Origin of the sequence: Larkinella terrae, assembly GCF_009668025.1 — a bacterium.
Lineage (GTDB): Bacteria > Bacteroidota > Bacteroidia > Cytophagales > Spirosomataceae > Larkinella > Larkinella terrae.
In genome coordinates, this window is the sequence record NZ_WJXZ01000009.1 from 637,940 (window position 1) to 657,702 (window position 19,763).

The following is a 19,763-nucleotide window of genomic DNA, read 5'->3' on the forward strand; positions in this document are numbered from 1 at the left end:
CTTAGCGACTCATTTGCTTTCGTTTTCGACTGGCAAACAGGCGGGCGATGGTGGCATTGGGAATCAACGCTCCCAGCCGCACGCTCCAGGCATTTAAGCGGCCTGATACGTGAAAGGTTTCATTTTTTTCCCACGCCTGAATCATTTCTATGGCAACCTGTTGGGCCGTCTGCGTATACGCGCCATCGGTCAGTGCTTTACCCCAGGCATTATCGTTGGCGGGCGTATTCATAAAATTGGTACTGGTAAAACCGGGGCTAAACAAAAGTACCCGAATGCCGTAAGGTTTGCATTCCTGAGTCAGGGCTTCGGTAAACGAGCGAACAAACACTTTGGAAGCCGCATAAACCGCCATATACGGGCTTGGGAAAAACGCAGCCAGTGAGGCTACATTGATAATACCGCCTTTTCGGCTGGCAATCATATTGGGTAGAAAAAGGTGACAGAGAGCCACCAGAGAAGCATTGTTTAGTTGCAGCATTTCCAACTCGGCTTGCCGATCATTTTTTACAAACTCGCCACTGGAGCCAATACCTGCATTGTTTATCAACAAGGTGACGGTCAGCTTTTTTTTTCGACATTCTTCATAAATCTGCCCGGCAGCCTCCGGCTTACTCAAGTCTGCCGGGATACAATTAGCCTGAACGCCATACGATTCAGCGAGTTGTGTACAAAGCCGGTCGAGTTTATCGGCACTGCGGGCTACCAGCAGCAAATTATGTTTTCGAGCGGCCAGTTGAGTGGCCAGGGCTTCACCGATACCGCCTGAAGCTCCAGTTATTAAGGTTACGTCCATTTCTTATTGTTATTTGTAAGGCAAAAATGAGAAAGGTCGTCCTGAAAACCGTGTTCAAATTTCGGTTCGTTGTGTTCAAATCATAGATGATCCTGGGATAGTTTGACGTGCGGATAAGGAAATGGCTACCCGTTGCTTAATGCTACTGAAACCGGAAACGACTCGAACAGAAAATCGGATGGCGTAAGTCCCGTAAACGATCTAAACTCGCGAATAAAATGAGACTGGTCGAAATACCCGGCCCTTTCGATTGGCCCAACCGGGTTAATAAATACTGCTCCACCAGATCAATGCGCTGGGTCAGCAAAGGCGTGCCTAACAACCGCTCATGCAGGTGGTAAATGGAAGGACCAAAGTAGTCACCGGCATTACAGACCTGATCCGTCAGCTCCCAAATTTCTTCCCTGAAAAAAGACGCAATGGCATGGGTGTAGAAGCGTACGCTCAGCATTTGGTTTTTTCCTTCCGAGCGGATCGGCAGCGGTTTCGTCAGCTGGCCTCACAATTCGATGGCAGGGGTTCGTCGGTAAAAGCCAGGTGAAGCCGTCTTCCAGACACCTGAGCCTAAATTAAAGATTACTTCCATACTTCCGCCAGGAAAGACGAAATCATCCACGCCAGTCAACTGATCCGACTCGAACAGGTAGATGCATTCTATATATGCACTCAGTTTCCCGGTGGGAGTAAATTCCTGGTACTTCATAAACCAATTCGTTAGGTAGGTCAATTGCCCTTTCCACGCCGGGGAAAGGGCAACTGCCGGATGATTCCGATTCTGCCCGTATTCGATGGTCTACCCATTAAAACCCAGACGCTATGCTCCCAATACGCTCCCCGTACAACTGTCCAACGAACCCGACTTTCAAGTCTTTCTATATCCAGCCAAAAACCGCTTACTGCTAAAATTATTGATTGGTAGTCGTCATGGACTTCGCTGGAAGCTACAGCTGGAAACGAAGCGGAACGACATCCTGTACAGCGAAACGAAGCGAACCAACTGGGCATGGCAGCGATTGAATCTGGAGGATTTGCCGGAAAGCCATCACCGGCTCACATGATTGGTGCCTAATCGATGCTGTAAAAGAAAGTTCGTAGCTCCGTAGCGAACACCTCCGGCACTTCCAGCGCTGCAAAGTGCCCGCCTTCCTTCATTTGGCGGAAGCTGACCACATTGACAAAACGCTCGGCCCATTCTTTCGGAAACTGGGCTTCCCGCGGGAACAGCGCAACACCGGCCGGCACGTTCGATTTTTGTAGAGGCTGCGCCCCGCTCCACTGGGCAATGGCATCCGCCTTGTACATTCTCATCGACGTAGCAATGGTTTGTGTGGTCCAGTAAATCATGATATTGGTAAGCAAGGCGTCCCTGCCGCCAAAGGCCGCTTCGAGGATTTCGGGAGTAGCGCCCGCATTCCCGAAGCTCAGTATCCAGGCTGCAAGCCCGGAAGGCGAGTCGTTCAGCCCATAAGCGAGCGACTGCGGCTTGGTAGCGTGTACCATTGCATAGGCGCCTTCGCTATACCACCATTGCTGTACAAACTGCGCAAACTGCTTTTCGGCTTCGGTCATGGTGGCAGGATCCTCTTGACCCATCGGGTAACCTATATCTGTAAAGTGTACGCCCGCCACGACGTCAGGGTATTTAGAAGCCAAAGCCTTGGTTACGCCCATGCCCACATCCCCGCCAGCTGCGTAGAATTTGCCATAACCCAGTTGTTCGGTCATTAGCTCTTTCCACAAATCAGCAACGGCCTCGCTGGTCATGGACGTTTTTCCGGAAAAGCCAAAGCCGGGAATGGAAGGGATCACAAGGTCGAAACTTTGCTCGCCTTCGGTGAGGATAGGAATGAGTTTATGAAACCGGTAATAGCTGTCGGGCCAGCCATGCGTCAGGATGAGCGGTTTGGAATTTTCACCCTTGCCCTGGATATATTGAAAATGGATTTTCACACCGTTTACATCGGCCAGGTACTGCGGGTATTTGTTAAGTTCGGTTTCCTGTTCCCGCCAGTCATAACCGGTGAGCCAGTACTGTACCAGTTCTTTCAAATAGGCCTCGCTGGTACCAAAATGCCAGCCCGAACCCTCCGCTTCTCCCGGCCAGCGGGTGTTTTGCAAACGACTTTTTAAATCATCCAGGACCTGCTGTGAAACCGCTACATTGAATACCTCCATACCTTTCATAATTGTGTTTTTTTTGTTTGTGAAAAAGCAGGCACCCACCTCAGAATGAGCAATGTGAATAAATGAATGCGACGTTTTTCAAGGCGTCCTGTTGTTTGAATAAAACAAAGGTATCGCGAGAAGGCGGTGAGCAGGTAGGAAGGATTGCGGGAAAGATAGTAAAAACCTCTGCTAAACAGCTCAGCTTTTCCGGTATTCGGTCGGTGTCGTTTTCGTCTGCTTTTTAAACGATTTGTTAAAATGCGAAGCATCCTCAAAGCCAAGCCAGTAACAGATTTCCTGAATCGTCAACGAGGTCTGTTTCAGCAGGCTTTTAGCTTCCATCATCACATATTCATCGATAAACGCCTTGGCAGGCTTACCTAATTCAGCCTGTAAGACTTCACTCAGGTATTTCGGCGTGATATGCAGGGCTGTGGCGTAATAAGCGACTTCCTTATGCTCCGGAAAGTGCTCCGCAACCAGTTTTCTGAATGCCTGCACGATCTTTTCGCGGTTGGAGATCCCGTTGGAAATGCGGCTGGAAATGTCGTCGGGGTTGTTCGGGCTTGCACCCACCACCATTTTCTCCCGATCGGCGTGAAACGAGTCCGCCAGCATCAGCAGCGAATGCACAATGCCCGGAACTGCACTCTTATCGTCTTTCAATTCTTTCAGTAAACCGAACAGGGAAGCCATTTTCCTGGTCTGGTCGTCCAGGAGTTTGATTACGTGCCTCCCACCGTGAAAAAAGAACGGCAGCGAATGTAAAAATGCATTGCTTCGGATTCCCTCGAACAATTCTTCAGTAAAATAAACCGTATCGTGTTCCGCCGTGTAGTTACCGGTCCACTGGCAAACCATCCCCGGCCCGACGGTGGTGAGGCAACCCGCGGTCACCAGGTAATCGGTACTGCCGATTTTGAAGACATCTCCGTCACCCGTATAGGTAATGCCCAGACCAAAAGTAAAAGTCCGGAAAGGGAAATTAACGTGGGCATTCTGATACGTATGTCTGTCGGCCAGAAAGAACGGAACATTGAAGCCCTGGGAATTCTGGTGTTTAAGAAACTCGTACAGATTGAAGGAGGTCAGATTGAATTTTTTCTGCATAATGGTTGAACGTCGTTGATGCAAAATGGGCAAATACGGGTAAAAAAAGAAGTGGTGTAACCTCGTCTGATCTACAGAAGGGCAGAATGTAGTATTCATTCCTGGCTCACTTTCAACTTCAATCTGTCCCCGATGTGATGTACGGAAGATGGGACATGCGGTAGGATTTCATTCATTGGGTGAATTGGACGACCGGTCCTGCAAAATCAGAAATTCGTAGTTCTGCGTTGCAATGTTGGCATCGTCGGGGAAAGTGCCCGTTGAACTGCCGCGAGTGCCCATCCCCAGACGGGTCATGCTGTTGGTATTGTCGTAAAGTCGTTCCAGTAGTTTCATCGAACCACGCGAAGCCGAAGTCCCCCTCGGGCGACCAACCACCTGCCGCAGGTCGACCGGTTCGGTGGTTGCAAAAATTTTGAACGTTTCTTTGCCGTAAGGGGGTGCAAACCGGATATAGGGGAAAGCCAATTTTGTCTCACCCGGATTTACCCGGTAGTTTTCGGGTTGGTCGTTGGGGTCATTGGGGTCGGGAAAAATGACTCCAACGCTGCCGTTTGGCATGATATCGATTACATTGTAATACAGAGTTACGGCTCCTTTGTTACTAAACAGTAATGCCGCCCGGTCTTTTTTATTAGCCTCAGCGGGCGTTTTTTCAGCCACGAAACCCAGCAAGGACCCAACCAGCCAACGGGCGGAACTACTGGCGGTATCGGCTGACGTTTTGGCGTCGGACCGCAGTGGAATCAACCGGGCATCGAACTGCACACTCGGGTTGCCGTTGAAATTGAAACGTTGGAGAAACTGACTCTGAGCATATCGCTGAACCTGGGTGGAAAGGCCAGACAACTGCGAGACGGAAACGGCCGCGTCGAGTTGTGTGCCATCGGCGTGGTAAAACCGGACCTGGCGGCCCTCATCGTCGGACCGGGCGTAAAGATCGACCGGTCCGGAAAACCGCACCAGTCGATTAAGTTGCAGTTCGGTCTGGACCTGCTGGCGCAAGGCAGGACTTTTCAGGCTATCGAGCATTATGGTTACCGCGACGTCGCCTAGTGAATGTTCAGTTACAAATACCCAGTAATTAGCGGGGTTTGCTCCAATAACCGGTTTATTGAGTTTTATAGTAGCCGAATAGAGGTCACTCCGTACCACGGTGCCGGTAGCCAAAACCGCTGCGGTTTTCGGATCGGCGGTTCCGGCCTGACAAATAACTACTTTCGTGGAGTCGAAGGTACCGCTGAGTTGTCCACTGTTTATTTCCAGCTCCAGTCGATTGTCACCTACCTCCTTGACGGTCAGATACTCTTTCTGTTCCACCACCTGCCCCCCAAACAACCTTCGATCGTAGTCTCCTTCGATCTGTGGGGTCTGTCCCGGTACTTTCTGCTTCATTGTCGACTGGATTCGGGCAAATAAGCCCCGGTAACTTTCAGCCGGACGCGGGCGGTTCAGGGCCTGGTTGAAGGCATAGGACAACGAACCTACCGGCATTTTTCCAGCCCAGCATTCCGAATTGCTCTCGCGTGCACTGGCGGCCGAAATAGCTACGTAAGGAGCCATTCCTTCCTGACTGACCGGTTTGCGGTACAGAAACGCATGGGACGGGTTCGGATGCCGGTTCGGTCGACTCCCTGTGAGATGCAACGGACGAGCATGTCCGCGAATTTTGGCCGTACTTCCCCTCGTAATGGTTCCCGAATGACAGGCATCAACAAGCAACAGGACATCGCCATCCGAACCGAGTTTTTTACGAAGTTCATCCATCATTCGGCCCAGGTCTTCATCCCGCAGGTGCTGGTCACCGTTGTAGGTCGCAAATCTCCCTTCGGCCTGCTGCGGTGCCCCGTAGCACACAATCGCTTCGTCAAAGGAATCCGCTTCATCGTTGTTGTTATCGGAAATTTGCTGGCCGTGGCTTGAAAAATGAATGACGATCTTATCGCCTTTTTGCGAACGTAGAATCAAGTCTCTCAGAGCGTTGACAATTCCCACTCGGTCTGCGTCCTGATCCTGCAGGAGCTTAATGTCCTGGAATCCCTGCTTCCTTAGCGCCGTTTGAACCAGCATTACATCATTCTGGGCGTTGATCGTTAACCAGCCGCTGCTGCGCGGATAATTACCGATGGCGATTATTAGTGCACGTTTGGCAGGTGGTTGCGGTTGGCCAGCCACAACGCTGCTCCGAAGATACAGTACGCCCAGAATAAGGATAAATAGCCGCATAAACGGAGGAAGGATCGTTCCGGAGCAATATAATAGGAACCAGCAGTCATTCCGAATTTTTGGAGTTTGACAGGCTCTCAAGGTCGAACATTTTTCCTTAGCTACAATTAGCACCACAATGGAAACGGTAAGCCCGCCGTGTTCTCCATTATAAGGCATTTGCAAAAGTTGGGCGGGTGATTGCGTTCGTCCGAATCATAAGCAATTGCTGGGTCCGATTGCCTATATTTGTCAGTCGAATCGAAGGTAAACAACAACATGCGTATTCAATCGGACAAACCGCAGCCCCCGCAGTCGGCGCTGACGGAACTGGGGCGGATTGCCGTGGGAGAGAAAGTGGAGCGGTCGGGACAGGTAGTTCCCAGCAGCATCGACAGTTTTCGCATTCGCGGGGATCACGCCGAAACCGTCCATAAAATCTACGGAGAAACCATCACCGAATTGCCCATTTTGTTCTATTCCGATCAGGAAGAGCTTGTCTGCAACGAACGACTCGAAATCCGGACCGCCGACGGCAAGCTCTTTGGTTACGGTGACAACCATACCTTCCACATCTGGAACGATGAACTGAAAAAGTACGCTGTGACGACCACCGAACGGCGCCCACAGATTATGGATGAAACTGTGGCATTTTTGCAGAAAAGCCTCCACCCTTCCAAAGCCAAACTGATCCGGTGGCTACCGGTTTTGACCCTGCGGTTCGTGATTCGTGACATTCCGCTGCTGGGCTACTGGCAGTTCAGCACGCGCGCCGTACAGACCACGATTCCGAACCTGCGCAACAAGTTTGACGAGTATAAGAAGTTGTTCGGCAGTGTGCAGTATTTACCGTTTTTATTGAAGGTAAAAAAGGTGAAGACGAACAAACCGGGCATGGTGTATCAATATCCGATTGTCGATCTGGTGCCGCAGTTTTCGTTCGAAACCGCTCACCGCCTGGCCCGCTTCCTCCGCGAAAACCCCAACGCCGACGCGAGCCGCTGGCTGAGCGAGCAGGGCGAAAAACCGGAGCAGTTGCCATTGGGAGAATAAATTTGAACGATTTTGTTGATATTTGAGACCAAAATAAACTGATCAAACGAAAGGAGCGTTACCCAATGAATCGCCTTTTATCAACTCAAAGCCGATGCGGACTATTCAGATTAACGTACCAGACAACCAGCATAAAGTCGTTAGTGACTTACTAAAAACGATTCCTTCCATTGAAGTGACGGATGATAATGTGCGATCCATTATTCCATCCAATGCGCAACCTGGGGAGAAACCGTCAGACTACGCCGGTCCCTGGAAAAAAGACAAACGGGATTTTCAGGAGATTCGGCGCAAATCATGGACAAGAAAGCGCTGATTCTGTGTGACACCAACATAATTGTCGATTACTTTCGTGAAGATCAAACTGTTCGTCAGGAACTTGATCAGATTGGTTTTGGGCGACTTTCCATCAGTGCCGTTACTGAGGCCGAATTGTACCAGGGAATGTTTAAAAAGGAAATTCGGGCAACGAAAGAATTGATCAATAAGTTTACAATTATTCATATCGACAAATACATTTCCCAGCGATTTACACAGCTGCTTTTTGAGCACAATGGTGGCCGACTATTTATTGGCGATGCGTAATTGCAGCTACTGCCCTCGACCTGAATCTGCCGCTTTACACCCGTAACAAAAAGGATTTCCGTTTTATAAAAGGAATTCAATTTTACAATCCCAGGGTTGACAAAAAGCTACGTCTCACACGATAAGCTTATATCCCACTCCGCGCACATTCACAATCTGCACCTGCGGATCGTCTTTCAGATACCGACGCAAGCGAGTAATGAATACGTCCAGGCTCCGTCCGTTGAAAAAACTGTCGTCTCCCCATAGATCGACCAGCACGGCGGAGCGCTCCAACACCTGATTTCGCTGCTCATAGAGCCGTTTCAGCAATTCGGCTTCCCGGTGCGAAATGGCCGTTTCCTTGCCGTTCCAGGCCAGCTTTTGCTTGGGGTAATCGAACTGGTAACTGCCGATAGGCAATCGATCCGGTGTCGGTGGACGAAGGGAGCGGTTTCGGTTGAGCAATGACTTGATCCGGACAATCAATTCATCGATGCTGAACGGTTTTTTCAGGTAATCATTCCCGCCCAACTCAAAACCACGGACCACATCGGCGGTCTGCGACCGGGCGGTCAGAAAGATAATCGGCACCTCGGCGTCGATCTGCCGGATGCGTTCGGCCAGCGAAAAACCGTCGAGCCTGGGCATCATAATATCAGCCACCAGAATGTCTGGTTTATGTTGTTTAAACAATCCGAACCCCTCCTCGCCATCAGCCGCATACAAAACCGTAAACCCGCGCACTTCCAGGCTGTCCCTGACAATCATCCCCAGCGAAAGTTCGTCCTCAATCAAAAGTACAGTTGGCATAAGTAATTGAATGTTTCGCAGAGATTAGCGGAGTAAAAAGAGTTAAGCAGAGTCTACTTTTCTTCGCTTAACTCTTTTTACTCCGCTAAACTCTGCTATATAACTTCTAAACTCTAAAAATTCGGAATCCAGATAACAAACACACTCCCATGCCCCGGTTCGCTGGAGACTTCGATGCGGCCGCCGTGTTTTTCGACTACCTGTCGGACGTACGAAAGCCCCATCCCGAAGCCCTTTACCGGATGCAGGTTTCCGGTTGGCACCCGGAAAAACCGGTCGAATATCGCTTCGTGGTACATTTTCGGAATGCCGTTGCCGTTGTCCTGCACCGTCAGTTGCCAGCCGTTCTCGTCGGTTTGGCTGTTGATCCGAATTTCGACCGACTCCTTCGAATAGTTTATTGCGTTGTCAATCAGGTTGTTAATAGCATTACCCAAGTGAAACCGGTCGGCCTGCACGCGGGCGTTTTCCGGCACGGTTTCCACCGCGATGTCGACCGGTTTTACGGCTTTGAGCTGGTGATTGCCCACCACTTCCTGAATCAGTTCGGCGGGTTTGAGCCATTCGCGGTTCAGTTCCAGTTCCTTTTTCTCATCGACTGCCATGTTCAACACCTTCTCGACCAGATCAGACAGGCGCTGCAACTCATTTTTGGAAATAGTCAGGTACGTTTTCGTTTTCAACGGATCGTTCAGCGCGCCGAAATGTTGCATGGCTTCCACAGCCGCCGAAACCGTCGCAATGGGCGTTTTCAGCTCGTGGGTCATGTTATTGATGAAATCGTTCTTGATTTCCGACAGTTTTTTCTGTTTCAGAATCGTCGATAACATGTACAGAAAACACCAGATTGTCAGCGCCATCAGCAGTGCCGAACCGGCCAGCAACCAGTCCATCTTTCGCAGGATGTATCCCGTTGGTGTTTCAAATGTCGCTTGCAGAAACTGGTTTTTAACGGGGTTGATCGGCATTGGTGGAGTTTTAATGGGCTCGCCCAATCGGGCCATCGCCTGACTATCCATCTTTTTTTCGAACATCTCCGGCTTTAGCTGAATCGTATCCAATTGATAATCGGCATCGACATCGCGCAAATGCAGCTCGGCCCGGTAGGTTGAATCGAACGTTTTCAGGTTGAATTTGTGATTACCCGACCAGTTCAGAATCAGCATCTTAGAGATTTTACGGGTCATGGTGTCAACAAGAACGTTGTATTTCGGCTGCCGATTACCCCGAACCACCCTGACCTTCATTCGTTCCCGGCTGCTGGAGTCCGGGTTGTCGACCTGAACAAAAACACTGTCTTTCCGCCTATTAACGGTAATCCGCTCCTGAGGCTCCTCATCTAATTCCGGGTCACGCAGACGAGACCGGAAGTGTTGCCGCCTGTCAGGCCCATCGCTCCCAAACAGTACCCGGGCATCGCTGAGTTGCTGTTTTTCAACGGCCGAAATAAACGCACCCCGCACCGTCCGCCGAAACTGCTGCTCGTGCAGTTGGTAGCTGGTATACAGCCAGTAAGCCTGAAACGCCAGGACGCCCAGAATACAAACCGTCATCAAGACAAATATCGACCGAATGCGCTGCTTCATAGACACAAATGTATCCCACATCCGGCGGTCTGGCAAAGCATCTTAACACTGTTTAACACTAAATAACAGTGCTTTACATCCAGCTACCCCATCTTTGTCCCAACATTTTTCAAGCCTTTTCTCAATCTTCATTTCCGTATGCAAACATTCCGATTCGCAGCCGCTGCTCTAGCCGGTTTGGTGTTCGTTTCGCTGGCGGCTTCCGCCCAGCCCAAATCCGGCAAAATTTCGTACGAAGTCATGCAAAAGGTCGATTTCTCCCAAATGAAAATCGTCATCAATGGGCAGGAAGTCCGACCCGGCAGCGCCGATGCGCCCACCGATTTACCGGAAACCCGTTCGTTTTCCCAGCAATTCATTTTTTCGGGAAACCACGGCAAGGAAGAACAGGACCGCAACGTCGGGGGTGGCATTTCGATCCGCCAGGTGAGCATGGATGTTCGCCAGGATGATCGGGGACCCGGACCCGGGGGCCCTGGCCCTGGCGGACCCGCTGGAGCAACGATTCCCGACGGGCGCGGGAACCGGAATTTCAGCGGTCGGCCATTCGAACGAAACCTGTTTTTCGACCTGGCCGCGCAAAAAGCCGTTGAGGTGGTGACAGTCAAAAAAGATTCCGTAACTAAATCGTACCAGATGGATTTACCAATGACTAAAGCTACTGGCTGGCAGGAAACTGACAAAACGAAGAAAATTGCGGGCTATCTCTGTAAAAAAGCAACGGTGCCCTTCCGGAACCTGTCTTATACCGTGTGGTACACCACCGAATTGCCGTTCACCTATTCACCCATTCCCAGTCTAACACCCGAAAAAGGGGTTGTTCTCCAAATCGAGAGCGATAATGAGGCCTATAAAGCGACGAAAGTGGCCGAACAGAGCGTCAGCGAAAGCGACGTGATGCCCCCGAAAACCGCCCAGGTCGTTACGCCCGACGAAATGAATACGATTCGCCAGAAAGCCATGGCCGATTTCCGCCAGCAGATGATGAATAATTTACAGCCGAGATAGAGTTTATGGTTTTGGTTTACGGTTTTCACCGGCTGACGAATTCGAAATTCGGTATTCAATATTCGATTTGAAAGAAAATGCACCAGCCGACGATACGTCGGCCCGGCAAAAACCGTAAACCGAATAACAGTAAACAACCTGAAATACTCAATCCAATGCGCTTACTTCTCCCCTTTTGCCTGCTTCTGATGAGTTATACGGCCGCGGTTTCGCAATCGCTGCGGGGCAGTGTGGTCGATTCCACGACCCGAAAACCGCTCATGGAAGCGACGGTTTCGCTCCTGTCGATCCGCGATTCGTCGGTGGTTACATTCATGATTACCAATGGCGACGGCGCGTTTACGTTCAACAAGGTTGCGGCCGGAACGTATCGGATTTTGATCACGTATGTCGGGTATCGCAACAAATCGAAGCGCATTACCATTGCTACCGAAAAACCGGTCAATGAGGCCGGAACGTTTGAGATGACCACGCAGGCCGTCAACCTGAACGAGGTAGTGGTAAAGCAGGAAGGCCCACCGATTGTGATCAAGCAGGATACGGTCGAGTTCAACGCTAATTCCTTCAAAACGCAGCCGAATGCGATGGTGGAGAATATGCTAAAGAAACTGCCGGGCGTGGAGGTCGACCGCGACGGAACAATCAAGGCGCAGGGCCTGGAAGTCAAAAAGGTGCTGGTCGACGGAAAACCGTTCTTCGGTGATGATCCGAAGATGGCCACCCGCAACCTGCCCGCCGACATTATCGACAAAGTTCAGTTGTATGATCAGCAGTCCGATCAGTCCCAGTTTTCGGGCATCGACGACGGCGACCGGAACAAAACCATCAATCTGGTCACCAAGAAAGAAAAAAGAAAAGGCTATTTCGGCCAGCAATCGATCGGTGCCGGACCGAACGAAACGAACGATGACGTACGGTATGCGGCCCGTCTGAACCTGAATCGGTTCAACGGAAACCAGCAGATTTCGCTCATTGGTCAGGCCAATAATGTCAATCAGCAGGGCTTTACGGGACAAAATATGTTCGGCGGGGGAGCCGGTCTGGGTGCCAGTTTTGACGGCGGTGGACGCGGAGGAGGTGGCGGTATGAACGGCGGCAACTCAAACGCCATCACCCGAACACTGGCGGGCGGTTTGAATTACCGCGATCAGTGGAGCAAAAAAGCCGATATTGCCGCCAGCTATTTCCTGAACGACCTCAATACTCTGACGGATCAGCAGAGCCGTCGGCAGTATGCGCTGCCCGACACGTCTTACCAGGTCAACCAGAATAGCACATCGCGAAATCAGGTCACCAGCCACCGGTTTAATATGCGGCTTAATCTCCAGCTCGATTCGATGACGACGCTTCGGATTACGCCCGGTTTTACAATGCAAAATTCAGCATACCAAAGCGTTAACCGATCACAAACCCTGACGAATGATGCCATTGCCAGCGTTCAGCAACTGGATTCAACCAACCTGATCAACACCAGTAACACGAATTACAATTCGACCGGAAACGGGATTTCGGGTAACAACAACGCGCTGTTGATGCGGAAATTCAAACGCAAGGGCCGAACGTTGTCGCTTAACTGGAACATTGCTGTCAACAACCAGAATACCGACGGGATTAACCAGTCGATCAACGAGTTTTTTGGGCAGACAAACGGGCGAAAAAATCAGAACATCAATCAGCGGAATGAGCAAACCAGTAAATCCTTGACCAATTCAATTAACCTGACGTATACCGAGCCGCTGTCGCTCAGCAAAACGCTGGAATTCCATTACAATTATTCGAATAACCGCAACACCTCGAACCGAACGGTAAACAACTTTGATGAATTGACGAAGGAATATTCCATATTCAACCCCACGCTGAGCAATAACTTTGTAAATAACTACATGACCAATCGCGTGGGATCAACATTTCAAAACAAGCGTTTGAAATACACCTATGCACTGGGCTTCGACGTCCAGCAGGCCGATCTCCAGAGCGATAACCGGACAACGGATTCAGAACTACGGAAGAGTTTTACGAACCTGCTCCCAAACGCCATGTTTACGTACACCTTCAGCAAAAACCGCTCGCTGCGGTTCAATTACCGAAGCCGGACCAATGCGCCGTCGGTTTCCCAGCTGCAACCGGTTCCCGACAATACCAATCCGCTAAATATCCGATTGGGGAATCCAAATCTGAAGCAGGAGTTTACAAATACGGTTTCGATGAACTATAACAATTTCCAGCAGACCACTTTCCGGAGCTTTTTTGCGATGCTGAACGCGACCCAAACCAACAATAAGATCGTGAATTCCACCGCATTTACGAATCAGGGCGCCCAAACCACGCAACCCGTGAACACCAACGGGTATTACACCCTGAGCGGTTTTCTGGCGATCGGTCGGCGCATCCAGCCCCTCAAAGCCAATGTCAATTTTACCAGTAATGTTAACCTCAATCGCGGGGTTAGCCTGGTCAACCAGCAGACCAACCGTTCCCAAAACTGGACGTTCAGCCAGGGCGCTCGAATCAACTCCAATTTTGACGAGAAACTGGAATTTGGCATCAGCGGAAATATCAGTTATCAGACAGCTTTATATTCCCTCCAGACTTCACAAAACACGGAGTTTTTCAACAAATCACTGAGTGGGGATTTGTACTATCAATTACCCTTCCGCCTGGTTGTAACCACCGACATCACGTACAATAATTATTCGGGTAAATCGGCAGGATCGGTGCAGAATTTCGCTCTTTGGAACGTGGCTTTGATGCGTCAATTTTTCAAAAATAAACAGGGTGAACTGCGGTTCCAGGTTTACGACCTGCTGAATCAAAACCGGAGTGTTGTCCGAAATGTAACGGAAACGTACACTGAAGAAACGAACAGCCGCATTCTGAACCGGTATTTCATGCTCAGTTTTACGTACAATCTGCGGAGATTCGGCAGCGGGCAACAGGCACAACGCAACGGACGCCAGGACCGCGATCCGTTTTACCAGCCGCGAGGCATGCAGCGTTCGGGAGGACGAAACTAAACAGATCGGTTCGGAAAGAAAACCATCACCTCACGTTATTTAACTCATTGAATATCAGCTTCTCATCAAATCGGGAAGCTGTATTTTTATTCGCCTGCCCGAAAATAATCCGGACTATTCGGTTAAAAAATAGTATAATCTTATTATAATAAGCTTTGTATTTGAAAAGCTGATCCTGAGGAAATGGCCGACTCCCTTACCGCCGTACAGACTGAACATTCGCGTCATTCCGATGAGAAGTTGTGGTCTATTTACCGCACGGGAAACCAGCAAGCGTTGTCGATCATTTACAGTCGGCACGTCAAACCACTCTACGCTTACGGGCGAAAATTCAATGCGGACGGCGATGTGGTCAAGGATTGCATTCAGGATTTATTCAGTGAGCTGATGCAAAAATCAACCTCCGTTTCCGAAACCGCCAGCGTTAAGAATTACCTGATGAAATCCCTCCGCCGGAAGCTCCTGGCCGAAAGCCATAAGCGGGTTATGTGGCCGCTTTCCGCCGATTACGCCTTCGAACTGATTCCCAGCATAGAAGAGCAATTGATTGAAACTCAGATGAATCAGGAAGCAGCCAGCCAGGTCCGGAAAGCGATTACCCAACTGACCAACCGGCAACAGGAAATTATTTACCTGAAATTTTACCACGACCTTGATAATCAGTCCATTGCTGAAGTTATGACGCTGACCTATCCGGCGGTTTGCAACCTCATTTCCAAGTCCTTGAAATCCATCCGAGCCATTCTGGCAAACTCCCTTTTCCTGCTTTTCCTCCTCACAATCGACCGGTTTTAAGTTTTTTTTCCACAATCCTGGTTGCGCGTTCAGGCTTGGGTTTTACACAGAAACCATTTTTTTTCTTGCAAATTTCCCGGATCAGCTTGCACTTCCCAGCGAATTTTCTGGCAACATTACCATTTTTTAAAAATTATCTCCAAAAAAATGGTGAGTTTAAAACCGCACCTCTCTATTCATGGGTAGAAGGTTCCTCAATTGGTTTTCGAATAAATGTTGCTCCCCATGAACTGGTTGCCCGAAATGCTGTTACAGAACGATGAGTTTCGCCGATGGGTGCTAAAACCAACGGACGAACTTAATCAAAAGTGGGAAGCCCTCCTTGCCAACGCGACGGATGAGCAGCAACAATTTGTGCAGCAGGCGCGTACGGTTTTGCTGAGTCTGCCGACCGAGCCTGAACTTGCCGACAATGAAACCGCAACGCTCTGGCAATCCATTCTGGACCATAGTCAGTCTCCTTCTTCAGTTCAGCCGATGCCGGATTCCGGGCGGCTCCGTGTAGCGCGCTGGTATCGCATTGCCGCCGTTCTGGCGGTCGTTTTTCTGGCGGGATGGCTCGGCTGGCGTACCTACACTCATCGCACAATTGCCATCCAAACCACTTTCGGGCAAATCCGGCAGTTCAACCTCCCCGACGGTTCGCAGATCACGCTCAACGGCAACTCAACCCTTTCCTACCCAGCCAACTGGTCCAATCAGGAGCAGCGGCAGGTGTGGCTGGAAGGCGAAGCTTACTTCAAGGTAACGAAGCAACGGTTTCAGCAACAACCTGTGAAGTTCGTCGTGCATTCGGCGGATGTAAATATCGAGGTTTTGGGTACCCGGTTTAACGTCAAAAACCGCCGGGGGCTGGTCAATGTCGTTCTGAACGAAGGAAAAATCCAAATCAGTCAGCTAGCCAGTCTGAACAGCCAATCCAGTATGGTCATGAAACCGGGCGATGTCGTTGAGTTTTCCAAGGTGCAGAAAACGTTCCGGCAGCAACAGGTGAAGCAACCCGAAATCTATTCGTCCTGGACGCAGAAGGTGCTGATTTTTGACAATACGCCCTTGCAGGAAATCGCCCGGACGCTGGAAGATACGTATCAATTAAAAGTGACGTTTGCGGACGATTCGCTGAGCCATCTAACCTTCACCGGCAATTTGCCAGCCAGTGATCCCAACACCATTTTAAGGACTTTAGCGAAGGCTTTTGACTTACAGATTACGCGTACCGATGAACAGCAAGTGACCATCCAATCCCGTTAATTTCATGGATTAACCCTTATTCCTAAACCCTCCATCTATGTACATGTTACGAAGGACCGCATTCGCACTGGCCCTGCTGGGATTTTCTTTGCCGTCGCCGGGGCAAAGTTTTGCGCGGCTTACTCCTGATCAGGAAACCAAACCTGCCGCGAATAAAGCGGAAAGTCCGCAGGCACTGGAGCAGGTTTTGCAGACGATTCAGGCCCGGCAGAAGGTATTTTTCAATTACAGCAATCGGCTCATCCAGAATAAAACGGTGGTGGTTAATCTGGACGAAATTACGAGCGACAACCTGGATAAACAGCTCAACGATCTGCTCCAGCCACTGGGACTCCAGTTCGAAAAACAGGCCGGACGCCGGTATCTGATTTTCCAGGTAACCCCGAAAAATACCAAACCCGCTGACCCGACCACCAGTCGGGTTGAAACCGCCCCGATTTCCATTCCGAAGCTGCTTGCCATCGAACCGGCGGCCATCGAAGTTACCGGTCGCGTTACGGCGGGCGACAACAAAGAACCGTTGCCTGGCGTCAGCGTCATTCTAAAAGGAACCACCAAAGGCACGACTACCGACGCCGAGGGAAAGTTTCGGCTGGAGGCTGCCGACGAAACCTCCGTCCTGATTTTTTCGTTCGTCGGCTATTTGCCTGAAGAAATAGTCGTTGGCACTAGAAAGGTCATCGACGTGGTTTTGAAAGCCGACACCAAAGCACTCGAAGAAATCGTGGTGGTGGGTTACGGAACGCAAAAACGGGCCGACATCACCGGAGCCATCACCTCGATCTCGGAAAAATCGCTGCGGGAAGTGCCCGTTACCAACGCCCAGCAGATGTTGCAGGGCCGGGCCGCCGGGGTTTACGTGGTTCAAAGCAGTTACAAACCGGGTTCGGGCGCAACCGTTCAAATTCGGGGTCGGCGGTCGTTCAGCGCGGGAAATGATCCTCTGTACGTCGTGGACGGCATTCCGATTTCGGGCGGTTTCAACGACATCAATCCGAGCGATATCGTGTCGATGGAAGTGCTGAAAGACGCGTCGGCCACTGCCATTTACGGTTCGCGCGGGGCCAACGGCGTTGTGATTATCTCCACCAAACGAGGCACGCCGGGCCGCATCAGTGTCAATTACACCAATTATCTGGGCGTTTCGACCATTTCGCGCTACGCCAACATGATGAACGGCGCCGAATTTGCCGCCTATCGCCGGGAAGCCGCGCGCACCGCCGGACGCTACGATATCGAAAAACCGGCTGAATCGGACAAGTTACTTTTCGAACCCGTCGAGCTGGCATCCATTGCCGAAGGCCGCTCGACGGATTACCAGCGCATGGTGGTCCGGAACGGTTTTACCAACAACCACGATGTGAGCGTTTCGGGCGGCACCGACAAGACGCGGTTCAATATTTCGCTCGGCTATTTTCGCGACAAAGGCATCATTCCGGGTCAGGATTTTACCCGGTTTACGAGCCGCATCAACATCGACCAGAAAATTGGCCAGCGGTTCAGCGTCGGAACGTCCATGCTGGGATCGTACAGCGTTCAGAACGGCGCCGATCTCAACGTCTATCAGTTAGCTTTACAGGCCAATCCGCTGGGGGTTCCGTACGGCCCAACCGGCAATCTGATTTTCCGACCGACCAACGATGCCCTGATTACCAACCCGATGTCGGATCTGGTGAAAGGCGCATCCATCAACGTCAACAAGCGGTTTCGGCTGTTTACAAGTTTGTACGGCGAAGCGGAAATCATCGACGGTTTGAAGTTCCGGATGAATTTTGGCCCGGATTTGACGAAAAGTAACCTCGGCAATTTTCGCGGAAAATTCACCAATGCCAGCCAGGGCGGGGTTCCGTCGGCGAACGTGACCGAAGAATTTGTCTTCAATTACACCTGGGAAAACATCCTGACGTACAAGAAAACGCTGGCCCGTCTGCACACCCTGGATTTGACCGGTTTATACAGTATTCAGGCGCGGACGCAGGAAAATCTGTCGGCAAACGTGCAGGGCCTGCCGGTAGAGTCGTTGCAGTTCTTCAATCTGGGTCAGGGCAGCACCATCAACAGCGTGGGAAGTGCTTATTCCAAATGGGCCATCCTGTCGTACATGGGGCGGATCAACTACGCTTTCGACGACCGGTTTTTGCTGACCTTTACGGGCCGGTTCGACGGTTCGTCGCGATTTGCGCCGGGCAATCAGTGGGGTTTCTTCCCTTCCGTGGCACTCGGCTGGAACCTGATCAACGAAGATTTCCTCAAAACCAGCAAGGTTTTCAGCAACCTGAAACTGCGGATGAGCTACGGCGAAACCGGAAATACCGGCATCGATCCGTACCAGACGCAGGGCTTGCTAACCCGCACCACGTATGATTTCGACGGCACGGCGGCTTACGGTTACCGGCCGGGAACGATCCGAAACAGCAGCCTGAAGTGGGAAACCACCGGTTCGGCCAACGTAGGTATCGACTTCGGCCTATTGAACGAACGAATTACCGGTTCGGTGGAATTTTACCGGTCAACAACCCGCGATCTGCTGTTGCCCCGCGTGCTGCCCACGACCAGCGGTTTTACGTCCATTCTCGAAAACGTCGGTTCGACCCGCAACACCGGTTTTGAGTTTACGTTATCGACGCGCAACATTGTCGCGCAGAACAACGGTTTTACCTGGTCGACAGATTTTAACTTCTTTACGAACAAGGAAAAAATCCTGGAACTCTCTCAGGGTAAGGCCGATGACGTTGGAAATGCGCGCTTTATCGGTCAGCCGATTTCGGTTTTCTATGACTACGAGCGCATCGGAATCTGGCAATTGGGCGAAGACAAACAGGCGGCACAGTTCAGCTCCAAAGTGGGTCAGAACAAGATCAACGACCGCAACGGCAACGGTGTGATCGATCCCGACGACCGCATGATTCTCGGCACTTCCGTTCCGAAATTCACGGGCGGTTTGACCAACCGGTTTTCGTACAAAGGTTTTGACCTGTCGATTTTCCTCTTCGCCCGGTTTGGGAATATGATCCAGAGCGGTTTTCACGACGGCTCGATTTTCGCACTGGCGGGCCGGTTCAACAATTTCAAGGTCGATTACTGGACCAAGGACAATCCGACCAACGCTTATCCGCAGCCGAATCTGTCGCAGGAGCGCCCGTTGTTCAACTCCACGCTGACCTATTTTGACGGCTCCTTTATCAAGGTTCGGAACATCAATCTGGGCTACAACCTGGCTTCTGACCTGGCTAAAAAACTGAGAACCAATGCCATCCGGGTGTACGGCAGCATTCAGAATCCGCTCATGTACGCACCTTATGTTCAGAAGCATAACGGTATCGACCCGGAAATTCCGACCTCCGATACTCCCCTTTCGCGTCAATTTCTGGCCGGTGTCAACATCACTTTTTAACGAGCAAA

At 50.8% G+C, this 19,763-nt stretch carries 17 protein-coding genes; 9 read left to right on the forward strand and 8 right to left on the reverse strand.

Annotation, left to right across the window (positions count from 1 at the left end; translation table 11 throughout):
* Position 1 precedes the first annotated feature (1 nt).
* The 3 genes from GJJ30_RS17205 to GJJ30_RS32700 form a co-directional block, all read right to left on the reverse strand.
* Positions 2 to 796, reverse strand: coding sequence for an SDR family NAD(P)-dependent oxidoreductase (locus GJJ30_RS17205; RefSeq protein WP_154176392.1), 795 nt, complete (start codon positions 794 to 796; stop codon positions 2 to 4).
* Positions 797 to 921: 125 nt separating this feature from the next.
* Complete coding sequence (locus tag GJJ30_RS32670; RefSeq protein WP_369008983.1) at positions 922 to 1,065, reverse strand: AraC family transcriptional regulator; 144 nt, start codon at positions 1,063 to 1,065, stop codon at positions 922 to 924.
* 230 nt (positions 1,066 to 1,295) lie between these two features.
* Positions 1,296 to 1,499, reverse strand: a complete 204-nt coding sequence (locus GJJ30_RS32700) for a DUF6597 domain-containing transcriptional factor (RefSeq protein ID WP_154176393.1) — start codon at positions 1,497 to 1,499, stop codon at positions 1,296 to 1,298.
* Positions 1,500 to 1,584: 85 nt separating this feature from the next.
* Between GJJ30_RS32700 and GJJ30_RS17220 the strand changes: the two genes are divergently transcribed.
* Positions 1,585 to 1,854: a hypothetical protein gene (locus tag GJJ30_RS17220; protein ID WP_154176394.1), complete on the forward strand. Its 270-nt coding sequence runs from the start codon at positions 1,585 to 1,587 to the stop codon at positions 1,852 to 1,854.
* A gap of 7 nt (positions 1,855 to 1,861) precedes the next feature.
* Here GJJ30_RS17220 and GJJ30_RS17225 read toward each other — a convergent pair whose 3' ends face one another.
* The 3 genes from GJJ30_RS17225 to GJJ30_RS17235 all read right to left on the reverse strand — a co-directional run bounded on the left by GJJ30_RS17225 (position 1,862) and on the right by GJJ30_RS17235 (position 6,298).
* The gene (locus GJJ30_RS17225; protein ID WP_154176395.1) at positions 1,862 to 2,980 is read right to left on the reverse strand and encodes an epoxide hydrolase family protein; all 1,119 of its coding nucleotides are present in this window, start codon (positions 2,978 to 2,980) and stop codon (positions 1,862 to 1,864) included.
* 180 nt (positions 2,981 to 3,160) lie between these two features.
* Positions 3,161 to 4,072 (reverse strand): helix-turn-helix domain-containing protein, encoded by a 912-nt coding sequence (locus tag GJJ30_RS17230; protein WP_170299209.1) that lies wholly within the window; start codon positions 4,070 to 4,072, stop codon positions 3,161 to 3,163.
* A gap of 168 nt (positions 4,073 to 4,240) precedes the next feature.
* Positions 4,241 to 6,298, reverse strand: coding sequence for a caspase family protein (locus tag GJJ30_RS17235; protein WP_170299210.1), 2,058 nt, complete (start codon positions 6,296 to 6,298; stop codon positions 4,241 to 4,243).
* A 258-nt stretch (positions 6,299 to 6,556) separates the two neighbouring features.
* Between GJJ30_RS17235 and GJJ30_RS17240 the strand changes: the two genes are divergently transcribed.
* From GJJ30_RS17240 to GJJ30_RS17250, 3 genes are all read left to right on the forward strand, one after another.
* Positions 6,557 to 7,330 (forward strand): recombination directionality factor, encoded by a 774-nt coding sequence (locus tag GJJ30_RS17240; RefSeq protein ID WP_154176398.1) that lies wholly within the window; start codon positions 6,557 to 6,559, stop codon positions 7,328 to 7,330.
* 94 nt (positions 7,331 to 7,424) lie between these two features.
* The gene (locus GJJ30_RS17245) at positions 7,425 to 7,646 is read left to right on the forward strand and encodes a hypothetical protein (protein WP_154176399.1); all 222 of its coding nucleotides are present in this window, start codon (positions 7,425 to 7,427) and stop codon (positions 7,644 to 7,646) included.
* Positions 7,628 to 7,915 carry a PIN domain-containing protein gene (locus GJJ30_RS17250; protein ID WP_154176400.1) on the forward strand — a complete coding sequence of 96 codons (288 nt, stop codon included), beginning with the start codon at positions 7,628 to 7,630 and terminating at the stop codon, positions 7,913 to 7,915. The genes GJJ30_RS17245 and GJJ30_RS17250 overlap by 19 nt, the downstream gene beginning before the upstream one ends.
* 114 nt (positions 7,916 to 8,029) lie before the next feature.
* Here GJJ30_RS17250 and GJJ30_RS17255 read toward each other — a convergent pair whose 3' ends face one another.
* Both GJJ30_RS17255 and GJJ30_RS17260 read right to left on the reverse strand, forming a co-directional pair.
* Entirely contained in the window at positions 8,030 to 8,707 is a 678-nt protein-coding gene (locus GJJ30_RS17255; protein ID WP_154176401.1) for a response regulator transcription factor, read from the reverse strand.
* Between the two features lie 113 nt (positions 8,708 to 8,820).
* Complete coding sequence (locus tag GJJ30_RS17260) at positions 8,821 to 10,293, reverse strand: sensor histidine kinase (protein WP_154176402.1); 1,473 nt, start codon at positions 10,291 to 10,293, stop codon at positions 8,821 to 8,823.
* A 138-nt stretch (positions 10,294 to 10,431) separates the two neighbouring features.
* Here GJJ30_RS17260 and GJJ30_RS17265 point away from each other — a divergent pair, with 138 nt between their 5' ends.
* The 5 genes from GJJ30_RS17265 (at position 10,432) to GJJ30_RS17285 (ending at position 19,755) form a co-directional block, all read left to right on the forward strand.
* Positions 10,432 to 11,301, forward strand: a complete 870-nt coding sequence (locus tag GJJ30_RS17265; protein WP_154176403.1) for a GLPGLI family protein — start codon at positions 10,432 to 10,434, stop codon at positions 11,299 to 11,301.
* 155 nt (positions 11,302 to 11,456) lie between these two features.
* Positions 11,457 to 14,315, forward strand: coding sequence for an outer membrane beta-barrel protein (locus GJJ30_RS17270; RefSeq protein WP_154176404.1), 2,859 nt, complete (start codon positions 11,457 to 11,459; stop codon positions 14,313 to 14,315).
* A gap of 183 nt (positions 14,316 to 14,498) precedes the next feature.
* Positions 14,499 to 15,110, forward strand: coding sequence for an RNA polymerase sigma factor (locus GJJ30_RS17275; RefSeq protein ID WP_154176405.1), 612 nt, complete (start codon positions 14,499 to 14,501; stop codon positions 15,108 to 15,110).
* 225 nt (positions 15,111 to 15,335) lie between these two features.
* Positions 15,336 to 16,361, forward strand: coding sequence for a FecR family protein (locus tag GJJ30_RS17280; protein WP_170299211.1), 1,026 nt, complete (start codon positions 15,336 to 15,338; stop codon positions 16,359 to 16,361).
* A 43-nt stretch (positions 16,362 to 16,404) separates the two neighbouring features.
* Positions 16,405 to 19,755 carry a SusC/RagA family TonB-linked outer membrane protein gene (locus tag GJJ30_RS17285; RefSeq protein WP_170299212.1) on the forward strand — a complete coding sequence of 1,117 codons (3,351 nt, stop codon included), beginning with the start codon at positions 16,405 to 16,407 and terminating at the stop codon, positions 19,753 to 19,755.
* The last annotated feature ends 8 nt before the right edge of the window (positions 19,756 to 19,763 follow it).